The sequence below is a fragment of the Pseudomonas sp. GW821-FHT10C09 genome (assembly GCF_059415465.1).
This window is the reverse complement of record NZ_JBWKNG010000008.1, coordinates 112936-137110: the sequence shown is the minus strand read 5'-3', so window position 1 is coordinate 137110 and position 24175 is coordinate 112936. Positions and strand designations below refer to the sequence as shown.

Annotated in this window: 21 protein-coding genes; 7 read left to right on the top strand and 14 right to left on the bottom strand. The window is 61.2% G+C overall.

Going from position 1 to position 24175, the window contains the following annotated elements:
* Window positions 1–16 precede the first annotated feature (16 nt).
* Complete coding sequence (locus tag AC07N8_RS10295) at window positions 17–625, bottom strand: lytic transglycosylase domain-containing protein (protein ID WP_483839992.1); 609 nt, start codon at window positions 623–625, stop codon at window positions 17–19.
* A gap of 195 nt (window positions 626–820) precedes the next feature.
* On the opposite strand from AC07N8_RS10295, the gene gspG reads away from it, so the two are divergent.
* From gspG to AC07N8_RS10280, 3 genes are all read left to right on the top strand, one after another.
* Complete coding sequence (gspG, locus tag AC07N8_RS10290; RefSeq protein ID WP_059181132.1) at window positions 821–1255, top strand: type II secretion system major pseudopilin GspG; 435 nt, start codon at window positions 821–823, stop codon at window positions 1253–1255.
* Between the two features lie 12 nt (window positions 1256–1267).
* Window positions 1268–2455, top strand: a complete 1188-nt coding sequence (locus tag AC07N8_RS10285; protein ID WP_483839993.1) for a type II secretion system F family protein — start codon at window positions 1268–1270, stop codon at window positions 2453–2455.
* Between the two features lie 148 nt (window positions 2456–2603).
* Entirely contained in the window at window positions 2604–3392 is a 789-nt protein-coding gene (locus AC07N8_RS10280; RefSeq protein WP_493143381.1) for a hypothetical protein, read from the top strand.
* 277 nt (window positions 3393–3669) lie between these two features.
* Here the strand turns inward: AC07N8_RS10280 and AC07N8_RS10275 are convergent, their stop codons facing one another.
* On the bottom strand, window positions 3670–4566 hold the full coding sequence (locus tag AC07N8_RS10275; RefSeq protein ID WP_493143379.1) for a LysR family transcriptional regulator: 897 nt from the start codon (window positions 4564–4566) through the stop codon (window positions 3670–3672).
* Between the two features lie 160 nt (window positions 4567–4726).
* On the opposite strand from AC07N8_RS10275, the gene AC07N8_RS10270 reads away from it, so the two are divergent.
* Window positions 4727–5746: an alpha/beta hydrolase gene (locus AC07N8_RS10270; protein ID WP_493143377.1), complete on the top strand. Its 1020-nt coding sequence runs from the start codon at window positions 4727–4729 to the stop codon at window positions 5744–5746.
* 69 nt (window positions 5747–5815) lie between these two features.
* On the top strand, window positions 5816–7243 hold the full coding sequence (locus AC07N8_RS10265) for a mechanosensitive ion channel domain-containing protein (protein ID WP_493143375.1): 1428 nt from the start codon (window positions 5816–5818) through the stop codon (window positions 7241–7243).
* 45 nt (window positions 7244–7288) lie between these two features.
* Here AC07N8_RS10265 and ycaC read toward each other — a convergent pair whose 3' ends face one another.
* The 7 genes from ycaC to AC07N8_RS10230 form a co-directional block, all read right to left on the bottom strand.
* The gene (ycaC, locus tag AC07N8_RS10260) at window positions 7289–7915 is read right to left on the bottom strand and encodes an isochorismate family cysteine hydrolase YcaC (RefSeq protein ID WP_123434523.1); all 627 of its coding nucleotides are present in this window, start codon (window positions 7913–7915) and stop codon (window positions 7289–7291) included.
* A 69-nt stretch (window positions 7916–7984) separates the two neighbouring features.
* A complete protein-coding gene (locus AC07N8_RS10255; protein ID WP_493143372.1) occupies window positions 7985–9823 on the bottom strand; it encodes an amidohydrolase in 1839 nt (612 codons plus the stop codon).
* A complete protein-coding gene (locus AC07N8_RS10250) occupies window positions 9820–10413 on the bottom strand; it encodes an antibiotic biosynthesis monooxygenase (protein WP_483839997.1) in 594 nt (197 codons plus the stop codon). Before AC07N8_RS10250 ends, AC07N8_RS10255 begins: the two co-directional genes overlap by 4 nt.
* Complete coding sequence (locus AC07N8_RS10245; RefSeq protein ID WP_493143370.1) at window positions 10406–10822, bottom strand: DoxX family protein; 417 nt, start codon at window positions 10820–10822, stop codon at window positions 10406–10408. Before AC07N8_RS10245 ends, AC07N8_RS10250 begins: the two co-directional genes overlap by 8 nt.
* A gap of 256 nt (window positions 10823–11078) precedes the next feature.
* Window positions 11079–12470, bottom strand: a complete 1392-nt coding sequence (locus AC07N8_RS10240) for a hypothetical protein (RefSeq protein WP_493143368.1) — start codon at window positions 12468–12470, stop codon at window positions 11079–11081.
* Window positions 12471–12599: 129 nt separating this feature from the next.
* Window positions 12600–13520 carry a LysR family transcriptional regulator gene (locus AC07N8_RS10235; RefSeq protein WP_493143366.1) on the bottom strand — a complete coding sequence of 307 codons (921 nt, stop codon included), beginning with the start codon at window positions 13518–13520 and terminating at the stop codon, window positions 12600–12602.
* A gap of 47 nt (window positions 13521–13567) precedes the next feature.
* Window positions 13568–14554, bottom strand: a complete 987-nt coding sequence (locus AC07N8_RS10230) for an MBL fold metallo-hydrolase (protein ID WP_493143364.1) — start codon at window positions 14552–14554, stop codon at window positions 13568–13570.
* Between the two features lie 206 nt (window positions 14555–14760).
* Between AC07N8_RS10230 and AC07N8_RS10225 the strand changes: the two genes are divergently transcribed.
* Window positions 14761–15201 carry a helix-turn-helix domain-containing protein gene (locus AC07N8_RS10225; protein ID WP_483840002.1) on the top strand — a complete coding sequence of 147 codons (441 nt, stop codon included), beginning with the start codon at window positions 14761–14763 and terminating at the stop codon, window positions 15199–15201.
* A 78-nt stretch (window positions 15202–15279) separates the two neighbouring features.
* Here AC07N8_RS10225 and AC07N8_RS10220 read toward each other — a convergent pair whose 3' ends face one another.
* The 3 genes from AC07N8_RS10220 to AC07N8_RS10210 all read right to left on the bottom strand — a co-directional run bounded on the left by AC07N8_RS10220 (window position 15280) and on the right by AC07N8_RS10210 (window position 18233).
* Window positions 15280–16725, bottom strand: coding sequence for a catalase (locus tag AC07N8_RS10220; protein WP_493143362.1), 1446 nt, complete (start codon window positions 16723–16725; stop codon window positions 15280–15282).
* Window positions 16726–16800: 75 nt separating this feature from the next.
* Window positions 16801–17625 (bottom strand): alpha/beta fold hydrolase, encoded by an 825-nt coding sequence (locus tag AC07N8_RS10215; protein WP_483840004.1) that lies wholly within the window; start codon window positions 17623–17625, stop codon window positions 16801–16803.
* A 32-nt stretch (window positions 17626–17657) separates the two neighbouring features.
* A complete protein-coding gene (locus AC07N8_RS10210; RefSeq protein ID WP_483840005.1) occupies window positions 17658–18233 on the bottom strand; it encodes a flavodoxin family protein in 576 nt (191 codons plus the stop codon).
* A 331-nt stretch (window positions 18234–18564) separates the two neighbouring features.
* On the opposite strand from AC07N8_RS10210, the gene AC07N8_RS10205 reads away from it, so the two are divergent.
* The gene (locus AC07N8_RS10205) at window positions 18565–21369 is read left to right on the top strand and encodes an ATP-binding protein (RefSeq protein WP_493143359.1); all 2805 of its coding nucleotides are present in this window, start codon (window positions 18565–18567) and stop codon (window positions 21367–21369) included.
* On the opposite strand, the gene AC07N8_RS10200 is transcribed toward AC07N8_RS10205, so the two are convergent.
* On the bottom strand, window positions 21334–22818 hold the full coding sequence (locus AC07N8_RS10200) for an ATP-binding protein (protein ID WP_493143357.1): 1485 nt from the start codon (window positions 22816–22818) through the stop codon (window positions 21334–21336). The two genes, AC07N8_RS10205 and AC07N8_RS10200, sit on opposite strands and share 36 nt — an antisense overlap.
* 185 nt (window positions 22819–23003) lie before the next feature.
* Window positions 23004–23954: a GlxA family transcriptional regulator gene (locus AC07N8_RS10195; RefSeq protein WP_493143355.1), complete on the bottom strand. Its 951-nt coding sequence runs from the start codon at window positions 23952–23954 to the stop codon at window positions 23004–23006.
* Window positions 23955–24175 lie beyond the last annotated feature (221 nt).

Here is a 24175-nt window from a genome sequence, read left to right as displayed (position 1 = left end):
CGGCACTGGGGCTCGACTACAACGGCGCGTCCACGGCCAGGCCCTGCAAACGCCGGTATTGGCGCAGGACATCCGGCACATAGCGCTGGGTTTCGGCGAACGGCGGGATCACCCCGCCACGGCTGAGCACCGCTTGCGGCCCGGCGTTGTAGGCCGCTACCGCGAGAGCAATGTCGTTGTCGAACAGGGTCAACAGACGCTTGAGGTATTTGGCGCCGCCCTGGATGTTGGACTTGGGATCGTAGACATCCTTGACCCCCATCTCCCGCGCGGTCTCGGGCATCAATTGCATCAACCCGCCAGCGCCTTTGGCGGACGTTGCATCGGCGTTGTAGCGGGACTCGGCGCGGATGACGGCGTGCAACAGCGCCGCCGGAACTTCGTTGGCCTTGGCGGCCGCCGAGACCAGCTCGGCATAAGGTTGCGCGGCAATCATCTGCGGTTGCTGGTCGAGGCTGACGACCGCCGCGGTGGGCTCGTGAATCACCCGTTCATAGGTGCGGCCGGGACGGTGAACGTTGGACAAAACGTAGCTGCCCTTGGCGTCCACGGAAACGAAGACATCGGCCTGTGCAACGCTGCTCAACAGCAGACATCCGAGCAATCCAGTGGTGAGTGTTTTCATTGTTCTACCTCCCCTGGCCGGCCCCGAAAATTGGGGGTAATGCCCCACTGGCCGATCGTTAATCAGCCATACGCAAGCACTGTGCCGTAAGCGTGAAAGGCCGTAGTACGGGAGGTTCAGAAGGTTGCCCAAGGCTTTGCATGGCAATTGCATAAGCCTTTATTGCGACCCTTCTGCCGATTGTGTGAGGTCATCATGAATCAACGTCTGTGCTGTGCCCCGCGTACGCAACGCGGGTTCACCCTGCTCGAACTGCTGGTGGTGCTGGTGGTGCTGGGGCTGTTGGCCGGCATCGTCGCGCCGAAGTATTTCGCCCAGCTGGGCCGTTCCGAAGTCAAGGTCGCCAAGGCGCAAATCGAGGGCCTGGGCAAGGCGCTGGATTTGTATCGCCTGGAGGTCGGGCACTACCCGTCGACCGAACAGGGCTTGCAGGCGCTGGTCACCGCGCCGAGCGATGAAACCCACTGGACCGGCCCTTACTTGCAGAAAAAATTGCCGCAGGACCCTTGGGGCCGTAACTACACCTACCGCTATCCCGGCGAAAACGGTGAGTACGATCTGCTGTCCATGGGCAAGGACGGGCAGCCCGGTGGCGAAGGCGAAAACGCCGAAGTCACCAGTTGGCAATGACGGGGGACGACCATGCGCTTTCATCTCAAAGCCGTGGGAAAGGCCGGCGTGGTCTCGATGACGGTCGAGGCCCCCGGTCACAGCGAGGCTCGGCGCATCGTCGAGGACCAGGGCTTGCGGGTGGTCAGCCTGCAGGCCGAGCGGCACTGGCGCGCCTTGCGTCTGCAACAGCGCGAGACTTTCAACCTGGTGTTGTTCAGCCAGGAACTGACCACCCTGCTCAATGCAGGCCTGCCGCTGATCGATGCGCTGGAAAGCCTGGCCGAAAAAGAAAGCGCGCCCCAGGCCCGCAAAACCTTGAGCGAGCTGGTGCGCTTGCTGTACGAGGGCAAATCGTTCTCTCAGGCCTTGGGCCAGTTGTCGGCCGTATTCCCGCCTTTGTATGTGGCGCTGGTGCAGTCCAGCGAGAAGACCGGCGCCGTGGGCGAAGCCCTGGGCCGCTATGTCAGCTATCGCCAGCGCATGGACGAGGTTCGACAAAAAATCGTCAGCGCGTCGATCTACCCCATGCTGTTGCTGGTGGTGGGCGGTGGCGTGGTGTTGTTTTTGATGGGCTACGTGGTGCCGCGCTTCAGCCTGGTGTTTGAAGGCCTGGGGTCGAACCTGCCGTGGCTGTCGCAGGTGTTGATGACCAGCGGCATGTTCCTCCACGCGCATCAGGGCGAATTCTTTGGCGGGTTGCTGGCGATCATCGTCGCCCTCGCCTTCCTCCAGCGCCAACCGGCCTTTCGTCGGGGCGTAGACCGGCTGATCGAAAAACTCCCGGCGATCCACAAACGCATCTTCATGTATGAACTGGCGCGCTTCTACCGCTCGCTGGGGATTCTGCTGCAGGGCGGCATTCCCCTTGTCACCGCCATGGGCATGGTGCGTGGCCTGCTTACCGTGGCCTCGCGCACACGCCTGGACGAAGCCTGCGAACGGGTGCGCGAGGGCCAATCGCTGTCGGCTGCGCTTGAGCTCAATCACCTCGTGACCCCGGTGTCCCTGCGCTTGCTGCGCGCCGGCGAGCAGTCCGGCAACCTCGGGCAAATGATGGAGCGCAGCGCCGACTTCTACGACGAAGAAATCAGTCGCTGGCTCGAATGGTTTGTCCGGTTGTTCGAGCCGCTGCTCATGACGTTTATCGGGTTGTTGATCGGGGTCATCGTGATCCTGATGTACATGCCGATTTTCGAGCTCGCCTCAAGCATTCACTAAGGCTCTGGAATGGGGTCGAGCGCCACGTTGCTTTTTTTGTTGACGATAAAACCGAATAAATCCGGACGCTGGGGTGTTCATCAACTGAATCGAGCAGCAAGTTGCATTGTTCATCAACGTTCCAACCCTGAAGAAGACGGAGAACGACATGCACATCAACAAGCTTTTACTTGCAGTAGCTATTGGCGCGGTCTTGTCGGCGTCCACCGTATTGATACCGGATAGTCTGTCCAGTATGTCGACCGCTCAGGCCAAGGATGGTGGGGGTGGCGGAGGGGGTGGTGGCGGTGGCGGTAGTGGCGGCGGCGGTGGCGGTAATGGCGGCGGTGGCGGAGGTCATGGCGGCGGTGGCAATGGTGGCGGTGGCGGTGGCAATGGTGGCGGCGGCGGTGGCAATGGTGGCGGCGGCGGTGGCAATGGTGGCGGCGGCGGTGGCAATGGCGGTGGTGGAAACGGTGGCGGCGGCAACAGCGGCGGTCACGGTGGAAGCGGCAGTGGCGGTAATAGCGGCAGCGGCGGCAATAGCGGCAATAGCGGCAGCAGCCACAGCGGCAGCGACCATGGCCCGGGCAATGCCGGCAACACAGCCTCCTCCAACTCCGGGCGCAATGGCACGCACGCCGAACCTGGCGACGATCATGGCGTTCATCGTGCCGGTGAAATCGGCGATGACCATGGGGTTCATCGTGCCGGCGAAGTGTCCCACAACCAAAATGGCGCTCAGCGCTCCGGCGAAGTGTCCCACAACCAAAACGGCGCTCATCGCTCCGGCGAAGTGTCCCACAACCAAAATGGTGTTCATCGCGCCGGTGAAATCGGCGATGACCGTGGCGTACACGCCAATGGTGAAGTCGGCGATGACCGCGGCGTCCATGCCAACGGCGAAGTCGGCGATGACCGTGGTGTTCATGTCAACGGCGATGACAAAAGGACCTGATCACCCCTAAGCCCAGGTCATCCACACATCAACTGTAGGAGCGAGCCTGCTCGCGATAGCCATCTGTCATTCAACATTGATGTCGCCTGACACTCCGCCATCGCAGGCAAGCCAGCTCCCACAGGGGATCGCTGTCTTACCCCAATACCCGAGGCGACCCACGAACCAATGTGGGAGCGAGCCTGCTCGCGATAGCCATTTGTCATTCAACATTGTTGTCGTCTGACACGCCGCCATCGCGAGCAGGCTCACTCCTACAGGGGGAACTGTGTGAGGCTTAGAGTCCATCTTCAGTCTGATCCAGCTGTTCACGCAAAAACTCGATCAACGCCTGCACCGGTCGCGAACTCTGGCGATGCTGCGGATAGACCGCCGACAACCTCAGCGGCTCAGGTCGAAACGCGTCCAGCACCGGCACCAGCCTGCCGTCCTTCAAGGCTGCACCGACGATAAAGGTCGGCAAGTAGGTAATCCCCATCCCGGCAATCGCCGCGTCCTTGAGCAACTCCCCGTTGTTGACCCGCATCCGGCCCGTGACATTGACGGTCAGCGGTTTGCCCTGCCCTTCGAAACGCCATTGCACCTGACGACCGTGACCATACGGCAGGCAGTCATGGCCGTGCAGGTCTTCGGGGTTAAGCGGCGTGCCACGTTCGGCCAGGTACGTCGGGCTGGCGCAATACACACGCTGGATCGAGGCGATGCGCCGGGCGATCAACGTCGAGTCTTCGAGAATGCCGATACGCAACGCCAGGTCGTAGCCTTCACTGAGCAAGTCCACCGGGCGGTCACTCAGGTCCACTTCCACGGTGACATCACGATATCGCTGCAAGAACACCGGCAGCAGGCAACCCAAATGCGCCACCGCAAACGACAAGGGTGCGCTGATGCGAATCGTGCCCCGTGGCTCGGTGGTTTGCCCGGCGATGCCCTGCTCCACTTGCTCGACTTCACCGAGCAGGCGCAACGCCGACTCGTAATAACTCTGCCCCAGCGGCGTGACGTCCAGCCGCCGGGTCGAGCGATTGAGCAAGCGCACGCCCAGGCGCTCTTCGAGTTGCATCAGGCGCCGGCTGACGAACTGCTTGGACAGCCCCAATTGATCTGCTGCGGCCGTGAAGCTGCCGGAGTCCATGACCTGGCAAAAAATACGCATATCCTCGAACGGGTTCATTGTCACGCCCTGGTTGACAGTCAAACACTTTATAGCCGCTTTTTCGCCTGGAGGCATCCTATTAATCTGTGTCCACGGTGTTGCTGAGGCCTGAACCACAGCCAGCAGCAACCTGAAAACTCAGGTACTCAACGTCTAAAAACTTAAAAAGGACTTACCCATGAACATCCTCAAAAAAACCCTGACCGTTTCCCTCCTCGCGCTCTGCGTCGGCAACGCATTTGCGGCCGGCAGCCCTGGCGTCGAACACAACACCCAAGCCTTCCTCGAAGCCCTCGCCGCCGGTGGTGGCAAGCCGCTTGAGCAACTGAGCCCAAAAGATGCCCGAGCGGTGCTGACGGGTGCGCAGAATTCGGTGAAGGTTGATCTGTCAGGTGTTGAAGTCAGTGACCGCGCAATCAGCGTCGATGGCCAGACCATCAACCTGAAAATCGTGCGCCCAGCCAAGGTCAAAGGTGAATTGCCGGTGTTCATGTTCTTCCACGGTGGCGGTTGGGTATTGGGCGATTACCCGACTCACCAACGTTTGATCCACGACCTGGTGGTCGGCTCTGGCGCTGTCGCGGTGTACGTCGACTACACGCCGTCGCCGGAAGCGCACTACCCGACTGCGATCAATCAGGCCTACGCCGCTACCCGTTGGGTGGCCGAGCACGGCAAAGAGATCGGCGTCGATGGCAAGCGTCTGGCTGTAGCGGGCAACAGCGTCGGCGGCAACATGGCAGCGGTCGTGGCCTTGATGGCCAAGGAACAGAAAACCCCGGCGCTGCGCTTCCAGTTGTTGATGTGGCCAGTGACCAACGCCCGGTTCGACACCGGTTCGTACCAGCAATTTGCCGAAGGCCACTTCCTCACCAAAGGGATGATGAATTGGTTCTGGGACAACTACACCACCGACAGCGCCGAGCGTGCGCAGATCCATGCCTCGCCGTTGCAAGCCAGCGCCGAACAGCTCAAAGGCTTGCCCGCTGCCTTGGTGCAAACCGCCGAGTTCGACGTGTTGCGTGACGAAGGTGAAGCCTATGCCCGTCACCTCGACGCCGCCGGCGTACCGGTCACCGCCGTGCGGTACAACGGCATGATTCACGACTTCGGACTGCTCAACCCGCTGAGCCAGATTCCGGAAGTCAAAGCGGCGGTTCGCCAGGCTGCACTGGAACTCAAGACTCACCTGAACTGAGTCGCCTTAAAGGAGCCTGCCCTCGTGCAGGCTTTTTCCTGTCTGCCCTTTTGAAAACGGAGTTTCCCCATGTCCTTTGTCCTGGGTCATCTGCTGTCGTGGAGCGCGGTGTTGTTGGTGATCGACGCGCTGCTCTGGCACCTCGCGCCGTTCAACCATCGCATCACGCGGGTCGGCGTGCGCCTGGCGCTGTTTCTGGTTTTCAGCGCGCTGATCATCAACGCCGGCGTCAGCCCGTTGCTGGCGCCGTTGTTTGCCGACGATCGCGTGGCGCAATTGGGTGGCACGGCGCTGGGGATTCTCTGGTGGTTGTACGCCGCACGGGTGCTCACCGAAGTGATCGGCCTGGTGCTGATGCGGCGCATCGGTCACAGCGGCCGGTTGTTGCAGGACGTCATCGGAGCACTGGTGTTTCTGATCGCCATCGTGGCCGCTGCGGGTTACGTACTGGAGCTGCCGGTCAAAGGCTTACTGGCGACTTCCGGGGTCGTGGCCATCGTGGTCGGCCTGGCGTTGCAGAGCACGTTGAGCGACGTGTTTTCCGGGATCGTGCTCAACACCACCAAGCCCTATCAGGTCGACGACTGGATCGTCATCGACGGTGTGGAAGGCAAGGTGCTGGACATCGACTGGCGCGCCACGCATTTGCTCACCAGTGCCGGCAGCACCGCCGTGGTGCCGAACTCCGTGGCGGCCAAGGCAAAAATCGTTAACCTGAGCCGGCCCAACAACATGCACGGCGTATCGATCAGCATTCAGGTGCCCAACCATATTCGTCCACGTCGTGTGCTCGATGCGCTGGATCGAACCCTTCAGGGCAGCAGCAGTTTGCTGCTCAATCCCCCGCCGAAAGCGGTGCTAAAGGAGGCCGGAGAAACCATGTCCGAGTACGTGGCCAGCGGCTTCATCACCGAGTTGGGCAAGAAAAGCGAAGTGCGTAACCAACTGTTCGACCTGGCGCATCGGCACCTTGAAGCGGCGGGTATATCACGGCAGCTTGACGGCGTGATCGAACCCAGCGGCCGTGCACGGGCATTGTTGGATGAGGTCAAGGTTTTCCGTTCCTTGAGCGAAGCAGAGCGCGATCAACTGGCGCAATCGATGGTTGCGCAACAATATCCGGCAGGCCAGGTGGTGCTGGAGGTCGGCGAAGTGCCGGACAGCTTGATGGTCATCGCTACCGGCGTGATCAGTGCCACCGTGCCCGACGGCACCAGCCAAACCGAAGCCGGCCGCATGGGCCCGAGCGAAGTCATGGGCGAGCAAAGCATCCTCTCCGATACGCCATCCCAAGCCACGTTCACCACGTTGACCTCGTGCATTATTTACCGGATAGACAAATCCCTGACCCGCCACTGCATCGAACAACGCAGCGAAATCGGCCAGGCACTGAACAAATTGCAAGCCGTGAGGCAGCAGAACAGCCGATTGGCGTTGATGGCCAAACCGCTGCCGATAAAGAAAGGGGGCTTCCTGAGCTGGCTGCAAACACGTTAGGTAAAAAAATGCCCGCTCATTGCGGGCATTTTTTGTGGGCGAGACTTACTTCGACGTCAACACCGAATAGCTGTTCATCAAATTGCGATAGTTGGGAATGCGTGGCGACAGCAGATTCGCCAGGCCTTCCATGTCGTTGCGCCAGTCACCTTGCAGCTCGCAGGCCACCGAGAACCAGTTCACCAGTTGCGCACCCGCCGCCGCCATACGCGCCCATGCCGCTTGTTGCACGGTTTCGTTGAAGGTGCCCGAGGCGTCGGTGACGACGAACACTTCAAACCCTTCTGCCAGCGCCGACAGTGTCGGGAAGGTCACGCAAACGTCCGTCACCACGCCGGCAATGATCAACTGCTTGCGGCCGGTGGCTTTGACGGCTTTGACGAAGTCTTCGTTGTCCCACGCGTTGATCTGGCCTGGACGCGGGATGTACGGCGCGTCCGGGAACAGTTCCTTGAGCTCGGGCACCATCGGGCCGTTCGGGCCGTTTTCGAAACTGGTGGTGAGAATGGTCGGCAGTTTGAAGAACTTGGCCAGGTCCGCGAGGGCCAGCACGTTGTTCTTGAATTCGTTGGGCGAGAAATCCTGAACCAGCGAGATCAGACCGGTCTGGTGATCGACCAGCAAGACAACGGCATCATCCTTGTTCAGACGTTTGTACGGAACGTTGCTCATGTGAAACTCCTCGGTGGATGGGTATTACGTCGGGCGCCGACACAGTCCGTCGGCGCTTTGTTGTGATCGTCAGAACGCGAAGCACGAGCAGCCAAAGGCGCCCCAGAAACCCGCAAAATCGCTGACCGGCGCATTCGACAAGCGCGCCTTTTCATGGCTGTGAGCATGCACGCCGCACGGCCCGCTGCAATGGTGAACCTGCGCCTGCATCGGCGAGGTCGGACGCCAGTGGCCCGGCACCTTGACCACCGGCGACCAGTCCGGCAGCACCGGCACGCTGGCCGGCCCGAGTTTTTCGAAGTCACCGGCGGCGTACACCACCTTGCCGCCAACCACGGTCAACACCGACTCGATCCACTTGATCGCTTCTTCGTCGACGCTAAAAAAGTCCGCACTCAACGCCGCCACGTCCGCCAATTGCCCGACCTTGATCATGCCTTTCTTGCCCTGTTCGGAAGAGAACCAGGCGCTGCCATGAGTGAACAGTTCCAGCGCGGTCTGCCGGGACAGACCTTCGGCATGCAGCTCAAGCCCTCCCACTGTCCGGCCGCTGACCATCCAGTAGAGGGAAGTCCAAGGATTGTAGCTGGACACTCGCGTGGCATCGGTGCCGGCACCGACCGGTACGCCTTCGGCCAGCATGCGCTTGATCGGCGGTGTCGCTTCGGCGGCTTTGGCGCCGTAACGCTCGACAAAATATTCGCCCTGAAACGCCATGCGGTCCTGAATCGCGATACCACCGCCCAGCGCCCTCACCCGCTCGATGTTCTGCGGAGTGATGGTTTCAGCGTGGTCGAAAAACCATGGCAAGCCGTTGAACGGAATGTCGCGGTTGACCTTCTCGAACACGTCGAGCATGCGACTGATCGATTCGTTGTAGGTGGCGTGCAAACGGAACGGCCAGCGCTGCTCGACGAGGTGGCGCACCACCGGTTCCAGTTCGTCTTCCATGGTTTGCGGCAGGTCCGGACGCGGTTCGAGGAAGTCTTCGAAATCCGCCGCCGAGAACACCAGCATTTCCCCGGCGCCGTTGTGCCGCAGGTAATCGTCACCCTGATGCAGGGTCACGCTGCTGGTCCAGTTCTTGAAGTCGGTGAGCTCTTCTTTGGGCTTCTGGGTGAACAGGTTGTAGGCGATGCGAATGGTCAGTTGCTGGTCCTTGGCCAACTGCTCGATCACCTGATAATCGTCCGGGTAATTCTGGAAACCACCGCCGGCATCGATCGCGCTGGTGAGGCCCAGGCGATTGAGCTCGCGCATGAACTGGCGGGTCGAGTTGACCTGATACTCCAGCGGCAATTTCGGCCCCTTGGCCAGCGTCGAGTACAAAATCATCGCGTTGGGCCGCGCAACCAACATGCCGGTCGGCTCGCCGTTGGCATCGCGGACAATTTCGCCACCCGGCGGGTTCGGCGTATTGCGGGTGTAGCCGGCCACGCGCAACGCGGCACGGTTGAGCAAGGCGCGGTCGTACAAATGCAGCACGAACACCGGCGTGTCCGGTGCAGCTTGATTGAGTTCTTCGAGAGTCGGCATGCGCTTTTCGGCGAACTGGAATTCGTTCCAGCCACCGACCACGCGCACCCATTGCGGCGTGGGCGTGCGGTCGGCCTGATCCTTGAGCATGCGCAAGGCATCGGCCAGCGACGGCACCCCTTCCCATCGCAGTTCGAGGTTGTAATTCAGACCGCCACGGATCAGGTGCAAGTGCGAGTCGTTGAGGCCGGGGATGACGCAGCGGCCCTTGAGGTCGATGACTTGTGTACCCGAGCCGCGCAGGGCCATGGCCTCGGCATCGGTGCCGACCGCGACAAAGCGGCCGTCGCTGATCGCCACGGCACTGGCGAGCGGGTTTTCACGGTCAACGGTATGAAACTGGCCATTGAATAAAATCAGATCGGCGTTCATCGCGTTTCCTTGGGCTGAGGGGAAGGAGATAACCAGGGCGCGAACAATCGGGTCGCCATGGGCATGAACAGGTACACCACCGACAGCACGATGGTGAGCGTGATCAGGAATGTCGCCACCACGTAATTGGAAAGAACCGCGTTGAGTTGCAGCAGCGGCCCCCAGATCAGCGGCACCAGCAACGTGTGCGGCAGAATCACCAGCAAGGTCACCACGGCCTGCTTCCAGCGTGGCGGTGGTGGCGACGCGGCGTCGGCCTGGGGCGCGAACCAGAATTCATTGACCGGGTTGACCTCGGTCTGGTCGCCGTCGGCGAGCATCGGCGTGGCTTCGCGAACCAACTCCAGGCGTTGCGGCGAGTCGAGCCAGTGCTGCATCGCCTCGGTGGTGCAAAAGCGCAACACGCAGGTGTACATGTCGAGCCCGGCATTTTTGCCGCGCATCACGTCCACGCCCAGGTGCCCTTCCTGCTGCCCGGCGATGCTGACAATGTTGCGCAACCACGCTTCGTAAGGCGCTTCAAATCCGGCTTTCACCCGGTGCTTGATGACCAGGGTCACGACTTCTTCAAAAGGTTTGGCTTCAGGCATGACGCAACGCTCCGGCGAATCGGACATTGAGTGCCAGCCGACCGGGCCCGGCAATGAAAATGCTGGTGAACAAGATCAACAACAACCAGCCGAACTGCCCTTCTTCGATACTCCATTGCGGATGCACCACCACCATCGCCACCAGCAACACAGACAAAATCGGCAGGCACGCCATACGCACCAACAGCCCGACAATGATCAGCAACGGGCACAGCACCTCGGCGAAAATCGCCAGCATCAGCGTCAGGTTGGCGCCGAGGTGAAAAGGGTCTTCGATAACTTGCAGTTGCGCGCTGTAGTTAAGCAGCTTCGGCAAGCCGTGCACCCACAACAGGAACAGACTGGCGCTGACCCGCAGAAACAGCAGGCCCAAGTCCTGCACCCGTTCATCCCATTGCGATGTGTTCATGGGCTACCTGCACAAATGAAAACCACCGGCAACGATGCGCCGGGACGTTTTTCAATAGTGCCGGTATGGGGAGGGGGAAAATTGGATGCGTGTGCTCTTTTTGTCGATGAGCACAGCTCTAAAGATCTGCAAAGATCCCCTGTGGGAGCTTGCTCCCACAGGCGATTGGTCTTGCCTGAAGTTTCCTGTCTGGCATAAAAAACGGCCTCTTCCGAGACCGTTTTGCGTAGCGGGTAAAGCGTCGTGGACAATCCGCTCACACCCCTTGTTCGCCTGCCGGATTGGCGAGCACATTCAGCCTCAAAGGCTCTGATACCACAGGGAGCGCCAGCCCACGGGTATAGCTGAACGTCACTGTGACCGTTGTGCCGACGTTGGCGGTTACAAGCGTTGTGGGTAACAGTATTTCTCTGGGCCGTACGTCGCCAAACCGGACTGGAGCGGTGGTTCGCGTCCCGGCGCCCGGTGTTCCCACCCACATCACTCTCACCAAGTCTGAGGGTTCCATGGCGTAGTCCAGAACGGCAGTCAGGCGGTCCCTGGCCGCCGCCGGGTCGAGGTTGGTGTTATCGGGAGCCTCTTTGATGGTCAGCGGCAATGGTAATGGCAACGCTACGTTGATTGTCCAGGTATTGGATTCCTCATTGTCGCCATACAAGGCCACGGCCTTGAACACGTGACGCCCATTGCCCAGCTTCACCAGCGAACGTTCCCAACGACCGGAAACCGCCCTGACGGTACCTCTGGAAATGAGCCCGTCAAAGATCTCCACTTCTCCATCCGCCATGGCGGTCCCTTCTACCGTCACGCTGCCATCCGCGGTCTCCCCGCCATCGATGATGTCCTGATTGAGTGAGTCTTTCACCGACACGATCACAGGTCTCACCGGCGTTACCGGCGCGCCTGTTCTGACGATGTAGTTTCGATGCGCAAACGGCTGGGCAAGGGCCTCAACCTGACTCCCTTCCAGGCCCGCCATGAATTCCAGGGTCAACAGGCTGCGATCCAGGAGCCCTTTCAGTGGGTTGGCGGAGTAGTTTCGCGCATAGAATCCTCCGGTGAACTCCTTATCGACAACGTTACCCGGCGCACTCCAGTAAACCTTATCGAAAGGGCCTCCATCGGCGTTGGTCCCTCGCAGTCGCAACCAGAAGAACTGGCCGCGCATCAGCAGGCCCCATGCATTGATCCGCAGTGTGAATTCAGTGAGGTTATTGACATCAAGGTCCTGACCTTCGCCAAAGTTCGGCGCTTGGGTGATCAACGGTCTGGGCAGGTCGACTGCCGAGACCCGCAGCACGTACACAATCAACGGCTGCGAAGTTACAGGTTCCGCAGTGCCTCGCTTGACGGTGTAGGTCAGTGTCACCGTTTCTTCCTGGTTGAAGATCACCAGCGGCACACCGCCTATCCCGACCTCCAATGGGCGCAATACACCAACAGGGAAAGGAGGCGAGAGATAGGAGCCGGCCCCCAGAGTGCCTGCCCACCTCAAGGTAACGATGTCGGAGGGATCAGTCAGGTAGGGTATACCGATCGTGCAGCTGTTCCTGAGCACCACTGGATTCAGGAGCCCGGAGACCCGGCTTTCCCGAATGTATGGAGGCGGCAAGTCGTCGGTGATCAGTTCAGCAGGCTGCCCATTCATCGTTCGTTCCCTGTGTGTGATTGACCTTGCCCCCTGGGGCGCTGACCTATCACACACTGGATCGAGCACATCGGCTACTGTCAGAACTAACAGGTCAACGGTCTTTTCGGACAGACGGGGGCGTCAGGTTCATTCCGGGATCGGCAAAGCCGCGGACATGAACTCGCTGATGCGCGAACGCAACCAGCGCTCCGCCGGGTCGTTGTCATGCACCCCGCTCCAGGCCATCGACAACTGTGCTGCATCGATGGCAAACGGTGGGTCTTCGGCGCGCAACCCGCAGCCTTCCACCAGCGCGCACGCGGCATAGTCCGGCACGGTGGCGATCATCTCGGTGCCGGCGAGCAAGGCGCGCAAGCCGCTGAACTGCGGCACGCCCAACACCACACGACGGCTGCGTCCGAGCTTGGCCAGGTCGAGGTCGATGTTGCCGCTCAGGTCGCCGGAGAACGACACCATGGCGTGGGGCCGTTCGCAGTACTCATCCAGCGTCAGCGTGCCCGGACGCTTGTCCCCGCGCAGCACTTTACAGGGGATGTCGCGCAGCTTTTTGCGCTTGGCGTTCGCCGGCAGGTCGGTGGTGTAGCTGACGCCCACGGAGATTTCCCCAGAGGCCAGCAACGCCGGCATCAGCAGGTAGTTGGCGCGACGCACCACGACCACAATCCCCGGCGCCTCTTCTTGCAGTTGCCGCAGCAATGGCGGAAACAAACCGAACTCGGCATCGTCCGACAGCCCGATGCGAAACACATCACAACTGGTCGCCGGATCAAACTCCTTGGCCCGGCTGACTGCGCCCGAGATCGTGTCCATCGCCGGCTGCAACTCCTTGAGAATCGCCAGCGCGCGCCCGGTCGGTTCCATGCCGCGGCCGTTGCGCAGCAACAACGGATCGTCAAACAGATCGCGCAACCGCCCCAGCGCCGCACTCACCGCCGGCTGGCCCATGAACAGTTTTTCCGCGACGCGGGTCAGGTTCTTTTCGAACATCAGCGCCTCGAAAATCACCAACAGGTTCATGTCGACGCGGCGCAGATCATTACGGTTCATAAGCACGATTCCCTTGTGTGTTGAGCCAGGCACGAAACGCTGGGACTTTACTCGATCAGCGGTACTTTGGCCGCACGTTTGTAAGGCCCGTATTCGACCGGCACCCATTGGAAGTGCTTGCCCTCGGCCGCGATGTGGCCGATGCCCGGAAACGGCAAGTGCGCCGCCGATACCCAGGTCTTGCTGGCGGCTGCGTCACTGAACACCTTGGCCCGGCTCTTGATCGCTTGCTGGCTGTTGACGTCAAAAGCGATCGACACTTCAGGGTGCTCGAACTGCACCGCCAGGTTATGCACCAGATCCCCCATGAACAGGATGCTCTGCCCCTCAGAGGTGAAGCGATACGTGGTGCTGCCGGGTGTGTGCCCGGTCTCCAGCGTGGCATCGACCACACCCGGCACGGGCGATTGACCGGCCTCGAACGTCTTGAAGCGACCCTGCGCAACGTAAGGCGCGGTGGAATCCTGGGCAATTTTGAAATACGGCCTGGCACCCTCAGGAGCCTTGGCGATGGCTTGAGGGTCGAGCCAGAAATCAGCCTCGGCTTTTGCCGCGTAGACCGTGGCATTGGCGAACACTGGTTTTTGCTCGGCGTCGACCAGCCCGCAGACGTGGTCCAGGTGCAGGTGGGTCAACAAAATCGCATCGACCTGGGACGGCTCATACCCGGCGGCTTTCATGTTCTCCGAGAGCATGCCGGCCGTTGCGCCGATGCACTGGCCCGCGCCGGTGTCCACCAGAATCAGCTGTTTTCCGGTGTTGACCAAAAACGCGTTGAACGCGGTTTGCACCCCCGGCGTTTCAATTGAGCGACGGGCCAGCAATGCGCGAATCTGACTTTGCGTCAGGCCCTGGAGCAACTTCGGCGACAGGTCGTTGTAACCATCGAATAACGCCGTCACTTCGTAATCGCCCACTGCCAGGCGGAAGTAGCCCGGCGCCTGTGTGCCGACTTGCGCCGGTGCCTGCGCCCAGGAAGTACCGGACGCCAGCGCGACCGCGAGCCCCAGCGCGCAAACCAGAGAAAGTTTCATGCCTTCACCCTTGATCGAAAAAAAAGCGGCCGCGTGTAACGCCACCGGATGACGTCGATAGTGCATGTACGGCGACTGAAGAAATTGCAGCAATGTGCTGAGTTAGCGCCTTTACCGGATTTTCGCGAGGTCGGAATTAACAACGTTTAACTCGCCTGCCAACACCCCGCGACGAAGAATGAAGCTCACCGACACGGACATTTGTCATGGCCCATTCTCAGCAAAACGTCGCCTGCGCGGCCGTCACTGAATCGCCCAAGAAGACCACCGGCGGCCTGACCCCATGGCGCGAAAGCCTGGCGAAACAACTGATCCTCGAACGTCTCGACGAAACTGTCGAGGTTACTGAACTGGCACGTGCGTGCGCCCTCTCGCGCAGTCATTTCTCCCGCGCGTTCAAATGCAGCACCGGTTATTCGCCTCAGGACTGGATACGTCTGCAACGCATTGCACGGGCCAAGCAGTTGATCCGCGACACCGACTTGAGCCTCACGCAAATCAGCCTCGAATGCGGCTTCTGCGATCAGGCGCACTTCTGTCACATATTCACCCGCAGCGAAGGCATCAATCCCTTTGCGTGGCGCTGCCGCACGGTGCGTCCACACCCTCACCCACCCGCCTACACCGCTCAACTTCACGCGCAATAATGTTCAACGCCCGGTAGCAACTGCCGAAGCTGCTACAACGCCGAACGCACGTTCGGCAGCAGCTCCATCAGCGGTTAGTTAACCCAACGGCGACAATCGCTCCAACGCCTCTGCTACCCCGAACCCATACGCAGGATCAGCCTTGGTGCAATTTTCGATGTGACGATTGCGAATCGCCTGCGGCACGCCATTCATGGCCCGTGCGGTGTTGTCGAACAGCAACTGCTTGCGCACCGGATCGAGCAACCGGAACAGATTGCCGGGCTGCTCGTAATGATCATTTTCCAACCGATGATCATAGTGCTGCGCAAAGCCTTCCACCGGCAGCGGTGGATCGGCCAGTTCCGGCGAATCCGGCCATTCGCCCACGCTGTTGGGGAAGTAACTGGCGGTGCCGCCGAGGTTACCGTCGGTGCGCATGGCGCCGTCGCGGTGGTAGCTGTTTGTTGCCGGGGCGAGTGGCGCATTGACCGGGATGTGATTGAAGTTCACCCCGAGCCGATAACGTTGCGCATCGCCGTAAGAAAACAGCCGCGCCTGAAGCATGCGGTCCGGCGAGAAGCTGACGCCCGGCACCACGTTGGCCGGTGAAAACGCCGCTTGCTCGATTTCAGCGAAATGGTTCTCGGCGTTGCGGTTGAGCTCCATAACGCCGACTTCGATCAGCGGAAACTCGCCGTGCGGCCAGACTTTGGTCAGGTCGAACGGGTTATGTCGGTGCGTTTTGGCCTGATCTTCGTCCATCACCTGGATGTGCAGTTTCCAGCGCGGGAAATTGCCCGCCTCGATGACTTCGTACAGGTCGCGCAAATTACTCTCGCGGTCCCTGCCGACTACCGCTTGCGCCTCGGCATCCGAAAGGGTTTCGATGCCTTGCTGGCAGACAAAATGAAACTTCACCCACACCCGTTGGTTGTCGCGGTCGATCAGGCTGAAGGTGTGGCTGCCAAAACCGTGCATGTGGCGAAAGCTGGTGGGAATCCCGCGATCGCTCATGACGATGGTCACCTGGTGCAGCGCCTCGGGCAGCAGGGTCCAGAAGTCCCAGTTGCTGGTGGCATTGCGCAGGCCGGTGCGCGGGTCGCGCTTGACCACGTGGTTAAGGTCGGCGAAACGCAGCGGGTCACGGAAGAAAAACACCGGCGTGTTATTGCCGACGATGTCCCAGTTGCCTTCGTCGGTGTAGAACTTCACCGCGAAACCACGGATATCGCGCTCGGCATCCGCCGCGCCGCGCTCGCCGGCCACCGAGGAAAAACGCACGAACAACGGCGTTTGCTTGCCCACGGTGTTGAAAATGGTGGCCTTGGTGTAGCGACTGATGTCGTGGGTGACGGTGAACGTGCCGTAGGCGCCCGCACCTTTGGCGTGCATGCGCCGCTCGGGGATGACCTCGCGGTCGAAGTGGGCGAGCTTTTCCAGCAACCAGATGTCTTGCAGGAGCGCCGGGCCGCGGGGGCCGGCGGTCTGGATGTTGAGGTTGTTGACCACCGGTGCACCGGTGGCATTCGTGAGCTTTTTCATGGACTTGATCTCGACAGTTAGCTGCTCTCACCAGCAGCGATAACCGGCGCAGATGCATATCCGCGCCGGGGTTCATCATCCCTTCAAGAACGCCAACAGCTCAGCGTTGAGCTGATCCTTGTGAGTGTCAGTCAAGCCATGGGGTGCACCGGGGTAGATCTTCAGCGTAGATCCTTTCACGAGTTTTGCCGAAGCAACGCCCGCGGCTTCGAACGGCACTACCTGATCGGCGTCGCCGTGCACCACCAAAGTCGGGATGTCGAATTTCTTCAGGTCTTCGGTGAAGTCGGTTTCGGAGAAGGCCTTGATGCAGTCATAGGCGTTCTTGTGGCCGGCCATCATGCCTTGCATCCAGAACCAGTCGATCATGCCCTGGGACGGTTTCGCGCCCGGCTTGTTGAAGCCGAAGAACGGGCCGCTGGCGAGGTCGATGTACAGCTGCGAACGGTCGACGAGGGACGCCTGGCGAATGCCGTCGAACACTTCGATGGGCAGGCCGCCTGGGTTGGCTTCGGTCTTGAGCATCAGCGGCGGCACCGAGGAGATCAGCCCGGCCTTGGCCAAACGGCCCGTGCCATGACGACCGATGTAGCGCGCCACTTCGCCGCCGCCGGTGGAGAAGCCGAACAGCACCGCGTCCTTGAGGTCGAGCAACTCGATCAGTTGCGCCAGATCGTCGGCGTAGTGGTCCATGTCGTTACCGGACCACGGCTGGCTGGAGCGCCCGTGACCACGGCGGTCATGGGCGATGACCCGATAGCCTTTGGACGCCAGGAAGATCATCTGCGATTCCCAGCTGTCAGCATTCAACGGCCAGCCGTGGCTGAAGACGATGGGCTGACCGGTGCCCCAGTCCTTGTAATAAATCTCGGTGCCGTCGCGGGTGGTGAACGTTGTCATCTGCTATTTCCTTTGCGAGTGTCGGGGGTGTATCAAAGCGGTGAGTGGTGCATGCGCTCGGCCAGCCGCGCCACACGCTCGCCCAAGTGCGCGGCGGTGCAGCGGTCTTCGGGTGGCGGGGCCAGTTCAGGGGGTTGTTCGACATTGGATTGGGACATGGCACCGAGCGAGCTGCCCAGGCGATTCATCTGCCCATCGAACACGCCAGTACCGGAGCGCGCGGGCAGCAGGTCGAGGCCGACCCAGATCATGGAATGCTGGGCCGCGAACACGGCCATTTGCAGCAAGGTGTTGAGCTTGTCGCCGCACAGGCTGCCGGAGTTGGTGAACCCCGCCGCCAGTTTGTCGCGCCACGGTTGGGCCAGGTAAAACGCCGAGGTGGCTTCCATGAAGCTTTTGAAGGGCGCCGAGGCGCTGCCCATGTAGGTCGGGGCGCCGAAGATGATGGCGTCGGCGCTGTGCAAGCGGTCCCAGTGGTCGTCCACTTCCTCCACCGGAATCAACAGGCAGGTGCTGCCCAAGTGCCGTTCCACCCCCTGAGCCACGGCCTGCGCCATGACACGGGTGTGCCCGTAGCCACTGTGATAGACCACCACCACGTTGCTCATCCCGGTGTCCTCATGACAATAAATCCCTGCTTGACTTCAATGCCGCCCCTTGTAGGTGTCGCGTCTGCGACTGACCGATGGACGTTGAAGAACCAGAGTTTTGGGCGTAGACCAGACGCAGCACGAGTTAAACGTTGTTAATTTTCCCTGGCGCACCAAAAGCCGTAACCCCGGCTTTGTTACCGTAAACACGGCCCCGGCCAAGGGTGCGGCTACCGACAGTCACAGCGAACACCCGACAGTCATCCGCCACCCGGATTGCACTGATCCGAAAACCTGCGGAACATGCTCGAAAACCGCGTAATAGACGGATGCAAGCAGGAGCGACACGTTGACCCTCTCCCCCGAACAGGCTGTGCATTTCGGCCCCTACCGGATCTACCCCGGACAACGCCTGGTGATGGAGGCCGACCAGCCCCTGCGCCTGGGCCGGCGTGCCATGGACATTCTGTTGATCCTGCTGGAGCACGCCGGGCATGTGGTCAGCAAACAGCGACTGATCGCGGCGGTCTGGCCCAAAAGCGTGGTGGAGGACATCAACCTGCGGGTGCACATGGCGGCGTTGCGCAAAGCCCTCGGCGACGGCCAGGCCGGCCAGCGCTACATCGTCACCGTGGCGCAGCGCGGCTATAGCTTTGTCGCGCCCTATTCGCTGGAACGGATCGAGCAACACCCCGAACTCGAAGGACCGGTGCCCAACGGTCATAACCTGCCCGTGCGGCGCACCCGCCTGATCGGGCGCCAGTCCCTGGTCGATGCACTGGTGACGCAACTGGCACGCCAGCGCTTCATCACCCTCGTCGGCCCCGGCGGCATCGGCAAGACCACCGTGGCCCTGCGCGTCGCCGAACAGTTGATCGGGCGCTACCGGGACGGCATTCGCCTGCTGGACCTGGCACCGATCAACGACCCGCTGATGATCACCGCCCATTTGGCGACGCTGCTCGATGTGTCCCTGCACGATGGCGAACCGGTGAGTGCACTGGCAACCTTCCTGCGCGACCGGCAGATGCTGCTGGTCATCGACAATTGCGAACACCTGGTCGACGCCATCGCCCTGCTCTGCGAAAGCACCCTGCGCGCCGCGCCCGAGGTGCACATCCTGGCCACCAGCCGCGAAAGCCTGCGAGCCGAAGGCGAGTTCGTCCAGCGCCTTGAGTCGCTGGATTGTCCGCCGCCCATCGCCGTGCTGGACCGTGCTCAGGCCATGACGTTTTCGGCGCTGCAATTGTTCGTCGAGCGGGCGATGGCCAGCCACGACAGCTTTGAACTGAATGATGACGAGCTGCCGCTGTTGATCGACATCTGCCATCGCCTGGACGGCATTCCGCTGGCCATCGAACTCGCCGCCGCGCAAGTCGGCCACTTCGGTTTGAGTGGCGTGCTGGAGCAGTTGCAAGGCAGTTTTCGTCTGCTGACCCAAGGGTGTCAGTCGGCATTGGGTCGGCACCAGACGCTGCGCGCCACGCTCGACTGGAGCTACGAACTGCTGACGCCCTGCGAGCAAACCTGCCTGCGCCGGTTGGGCGTGTTCAGGGGCGGCTTCACCCTGGAATCCGCAGCGGCGGTGATCGTCGGTGAACACATCGACCCCGGCAAGGTGTTTGGTGCGATCACGCAACTGGTGGCCAAGTCACTGCTGAACGTGGAAGTGGGCGACGAAGAAGTGTTCTATCGCCTGCTCGACACCACACGCAGCTATGCCCTGGAAAAACTCGACCAGGCCGCCGACCTGCCGGACACGCAAGTCCGCCATGCCGAACGCTGCCTGGCCTTGATGCGTCAGGCGCGCGATGACTGGGAACTCATCCCGACCGGACTGTGGATCGAGCGTTATGCCCGTGGCCTGGAGGACATTCGCGCGGCGCTCGATTGGGGCTTGAACGGGCAAGGACCGCAAGCACTGGCCATCCAGTTGGCCGCAACGTCGATGCCGCTGTGGCAGGAACTGTCGCTGCTCAAGGAGCATGGCGTTTATGTGCGCAAGGCGCTGGCACTGCTCGATGCCACACCGCAGCCCTGCCCCCAGCTGAAGATGAGCCTCAACCTGGCGCTCGGCAGTTCCTGCTACCACACCCAGGGTGGTACTGCGGAAACCATCGACGCTTTCGTCAGCGCCCGGACCCTGGCCAGACAGTGCCGTGACATGGCTGGTCAGTTGCGGGCGGTGTCCGGGCACATGGCGGTCAATCTCAGCTGCGGTCATTATCAACTGGCGCTGGAACAGAGCCTGCAGTTCGATCGACTGGGCGGGCATGACGACGCCGTGCTGGCGCTGAGCACCCATCGACTGCGCGTGCTCGCGCTGCACTTTGCCGGGGATCAGGGACGGGCCCGGGTCAACGCCGAAGAAGTGATCCAGCGCATGGCCCACAGCGGTCACCTCAACCGCTTCACCCACGGTTTTGGTGTGCAATACGACCAGAGCGTTGCTTCCCTGACGATTCTGGCACGCATCCTCTGGTTGCAGGGCCAACCGGAGCAGGCCTGGCGCACGGCCCGGCAGGCACTGAACATCGCGATCCAGATCAACCATGGCACCTCGATTTGCTACACCCTGGCCCTGGCCGGCTGCCTGATCGCCCACTACAACGGCGACACCCGCAGCGCCCGCGAACTCCTGCGCCTGCTGCTGGAGCAAGCGCAAAAACACTCGGTGCTGCTGTTCTACACGTGGGCGCGTCACTACGCGCAGGTGATCGACCAGGCAGAGGCGCACTCGCCGCCCCCACCGGGCACTGGGTTGATCAAGGACATCATGGTCACGCTGGACGGCGGTTTCGTCGATGATGCCTTGCTGCATCGCGCGGATACCGGCATCGCCGGCTGGAGCACGGCAGAAATTCTGCGGGCCAGGGCGAATACGCTGCTGGAAGAGGATTGCCCGTTGAAAAACCAGGCGGCCGAGGCCGTGCTGATGCGCGCACTGAACGTGGCGAGAACCCAGGGCGCCCTCGCCTGGGAGCTGCGCAGCGCCACGTCGCTGGCCCGGCTCTGGCAGCGTCAGGGTCGCTATCGGCAGGCCCATGAATTGCTGGCACCGATCTACCAGCAATTCACCGAAGGCTTTGCCACACCGGACCTGATGAACGTGCGCCGGTTACTCGACGAGTTGCAATGCCACCTGCCCACCTGACGCAGCGCGCCCCCGGCTGATAAAACGGGCATAGCGCCTTTCGAAATCGCGTAACGCTCCACTGTGTTCGAGTTTTTCCAAGGCATACAGGCGAGTGGTGTTGAGGAAACGGTAGCGGGTCACACCGCTGCCCTCCTCCACCGACAACAACGATTTGAGAGCCAGATGCTGCACCGCGTCCATCACACATTCGGGCGGCAGTACCGCGCAATTGATCACTCCAATGGCGGCGTCCAGGGTGAAGGCCATTTTGAACACGGCCAGGCGCTGCAACACCGTTTGCTCCAACGGGCTCAACTGGTCATAGCTCCAGTCCAGCGTGGCTTTCAGGGTTTGATGCCGGGGGACGGCGGTGCGCCGGCCTTGGGTCAGCAGCTGAAAACAGTTGTCGAGTTGGGATTGCAGCCCCACCAACGCCAGTGCGTCGATTTGCGCGGCCGCCAGTTCGATGGCCAGCGGCAAACCATCGAGCCTGCGGCAGATGTCACCGACGATGTTGAGGTCTTGTTCGCGCAGGGCAAAGCCTTGTTGACGGGCGCGGGCGCGACTGACGAACAGCTGCACGGCCGAATAGCCCATGACCTGCGCGACACTCTGCCACTCGGCCGCGGGCGGGACCGCCAGTGGCGGTAGATGCACCAGCGTTTCCCCGGCGGCCGATAACGGTTCGCGGCTGGTGGCCAGGATCGACAGCCGGGGCGCAGCGACCAGCAGGCTTTCAACCAGTGTTCGGCAGTGCTCCAGCAGGTGCTCGCAGTTGTCGAGCACCAGCAACACATGGCGCTGCGCCACCCCCTCAAGGGCAGTCTCGACATCGAGTTCAAGGGCGTGCATCAGATGTTCAATGACGTGCGCGGGATCATCAATCGCCCCCAGATCAACCAGCCAGACACCGTCCTGATAGTGCTGCAACAACAGTTCGGCCACGCGCAACGCCACCGTGGTCTTGCCGATCCCGCCTGGGCCAACCAGCGTCATCAAACGCCGCACCGGCAACTGCCGCACCAGACTGCCGACAATCGAGTCGCGACCCGTCACCGGCGTGAGCCGTGCCGGCAGGTTGTGTTGAGCTTTTTGAATGGATTGGATCGACAGGGGCGCACCCGCCGGCAGGTGCTGCACCGGGGCGACAAAGCTGTATCCGCGCTGGGGAATGTTGACGATGTAGCGTTGACCGTTCTGCCCGTCGCCCAAGGCGCGACGTAGCGCAGCAATGTGCACGCGCAAATTGATTTCTTCGACCACCGACGTCGGCCAGACCCGGGCAATCAGTTCGTCCTTGCTGACCACCGTCCCGGCGCGCTCGACCAGCACCTGCAAGATGTCGAGGGCCCGCCCGCCCATGCGCAGCGGCCGATCGCCGTCCAGGATCAGCCGTTGCCGCTGGTGAAACGCGTAGGGGCCGAAATGCAGCACCGCTTCGCTGTTCAAATCTGTGAGGCTGTTCATGCACGTTCGCGTGCTGAAAACCTGCTCCGGCTCTAAGTGCCACACACTTCCTTCGCACTCGCCTTCCAGGCTCCCGCACCTCCCTTGCAAAGAGTTCACGGGTATCTTGGCAGTCCTGCGTGACGGATCAACGGCCACGGAGGGAGCGTCCCGGCCATCAAGGTGCGCATGACGGACACAACACGCTAGCTGAACTGTTCGCGGTACTGACTGGGTGTCAGGCCAAGCTTTTCGCCGAACAGAAAACGCATGTGCCGCACGCTGCCAAAGCCGCTTTTGAACGCCACCGTCTTGAGCGGCAGGTCACTGGTTTCCAGCAGGCTCCTGGCGCGGTCGATGCGAGCGTTTTGCAAAAACTCCATCGGTGTCATGTTCACTTCCCGGGCAAAAACCCGGGTGAAGTGCCGCGCACTCATGGTCGCAAGACCGGCCATGCGTTCGATGCAGAACGCTTCATCCAGGTGTTCCAGGACAAAGTTTTGCACTCGGGTGATCGGCGTTTCGTGCGGGGCAACCGTGGCCATCAACGGGCTGAATTGCGCCTGTCCGCCCTGACGTTTCATCACCACCAACAGCACTTTTGCCACGTCCTGCGCGACTTTTTTGCCATGGTCTTCGGCGACCACCGCCAGCGCCAGGTCGATGCCGGCGGTCACACCGCCGGAGGTGATGAGGTTACGGTCGAGCACGTAAATCTGATCGGTCTCCACGGTGGCCTTGGGGAAGCCTTTGATCAGCCGTTCGGTGTAGTGCCAGTGAGTGGTCACGCGGTATCCGTCGAGCAAACCGGCGAACCCCAACACGAAGGCGCCCGTACAAATCGAACCGTATCGCCCGGCGCGATTCGCCGCGCCCTTGAGCCAGTTGAGCAACGGCAGGTGTTTCTCGTTATAGGCACCGGGGCCGCCCGGTATCAGCAGCAGGTCGTAACCTTGAGTCGCTTGATCCATGTGCAGATCGGCCTGGACGTTGACGCCGTTGGATGCACGCAATGCGCCGGCCTCGGTGCCGATGGTCGTGAGGTCGTAGTGGTCCGCCGGGGCCAGGTAGCGATTGGCGATGGAAAACACCTCCATGGGACCGGCCATGTCGAGCAGGAGGAAGCCCGGGAATAACACAACGGCTACGGTTTTCATGGGCTGAGAGTCACTGAAGTCAAAGGAAGATCCATCGGCTAAACACCAGTTCCACAGGGGTTATGTGTTTGGCATTAAAAGGGTGCTGTGCATTATGGCCAATCGTGGCGGCAGCGTCGGGAAAGAATGCGTGATCGACCGCACACAACTGTCAACCTCATCAGGACAGTGTTTCAATTTCCATCTACTTATTGCATCCACCAGTAACCATTAACCTTCTC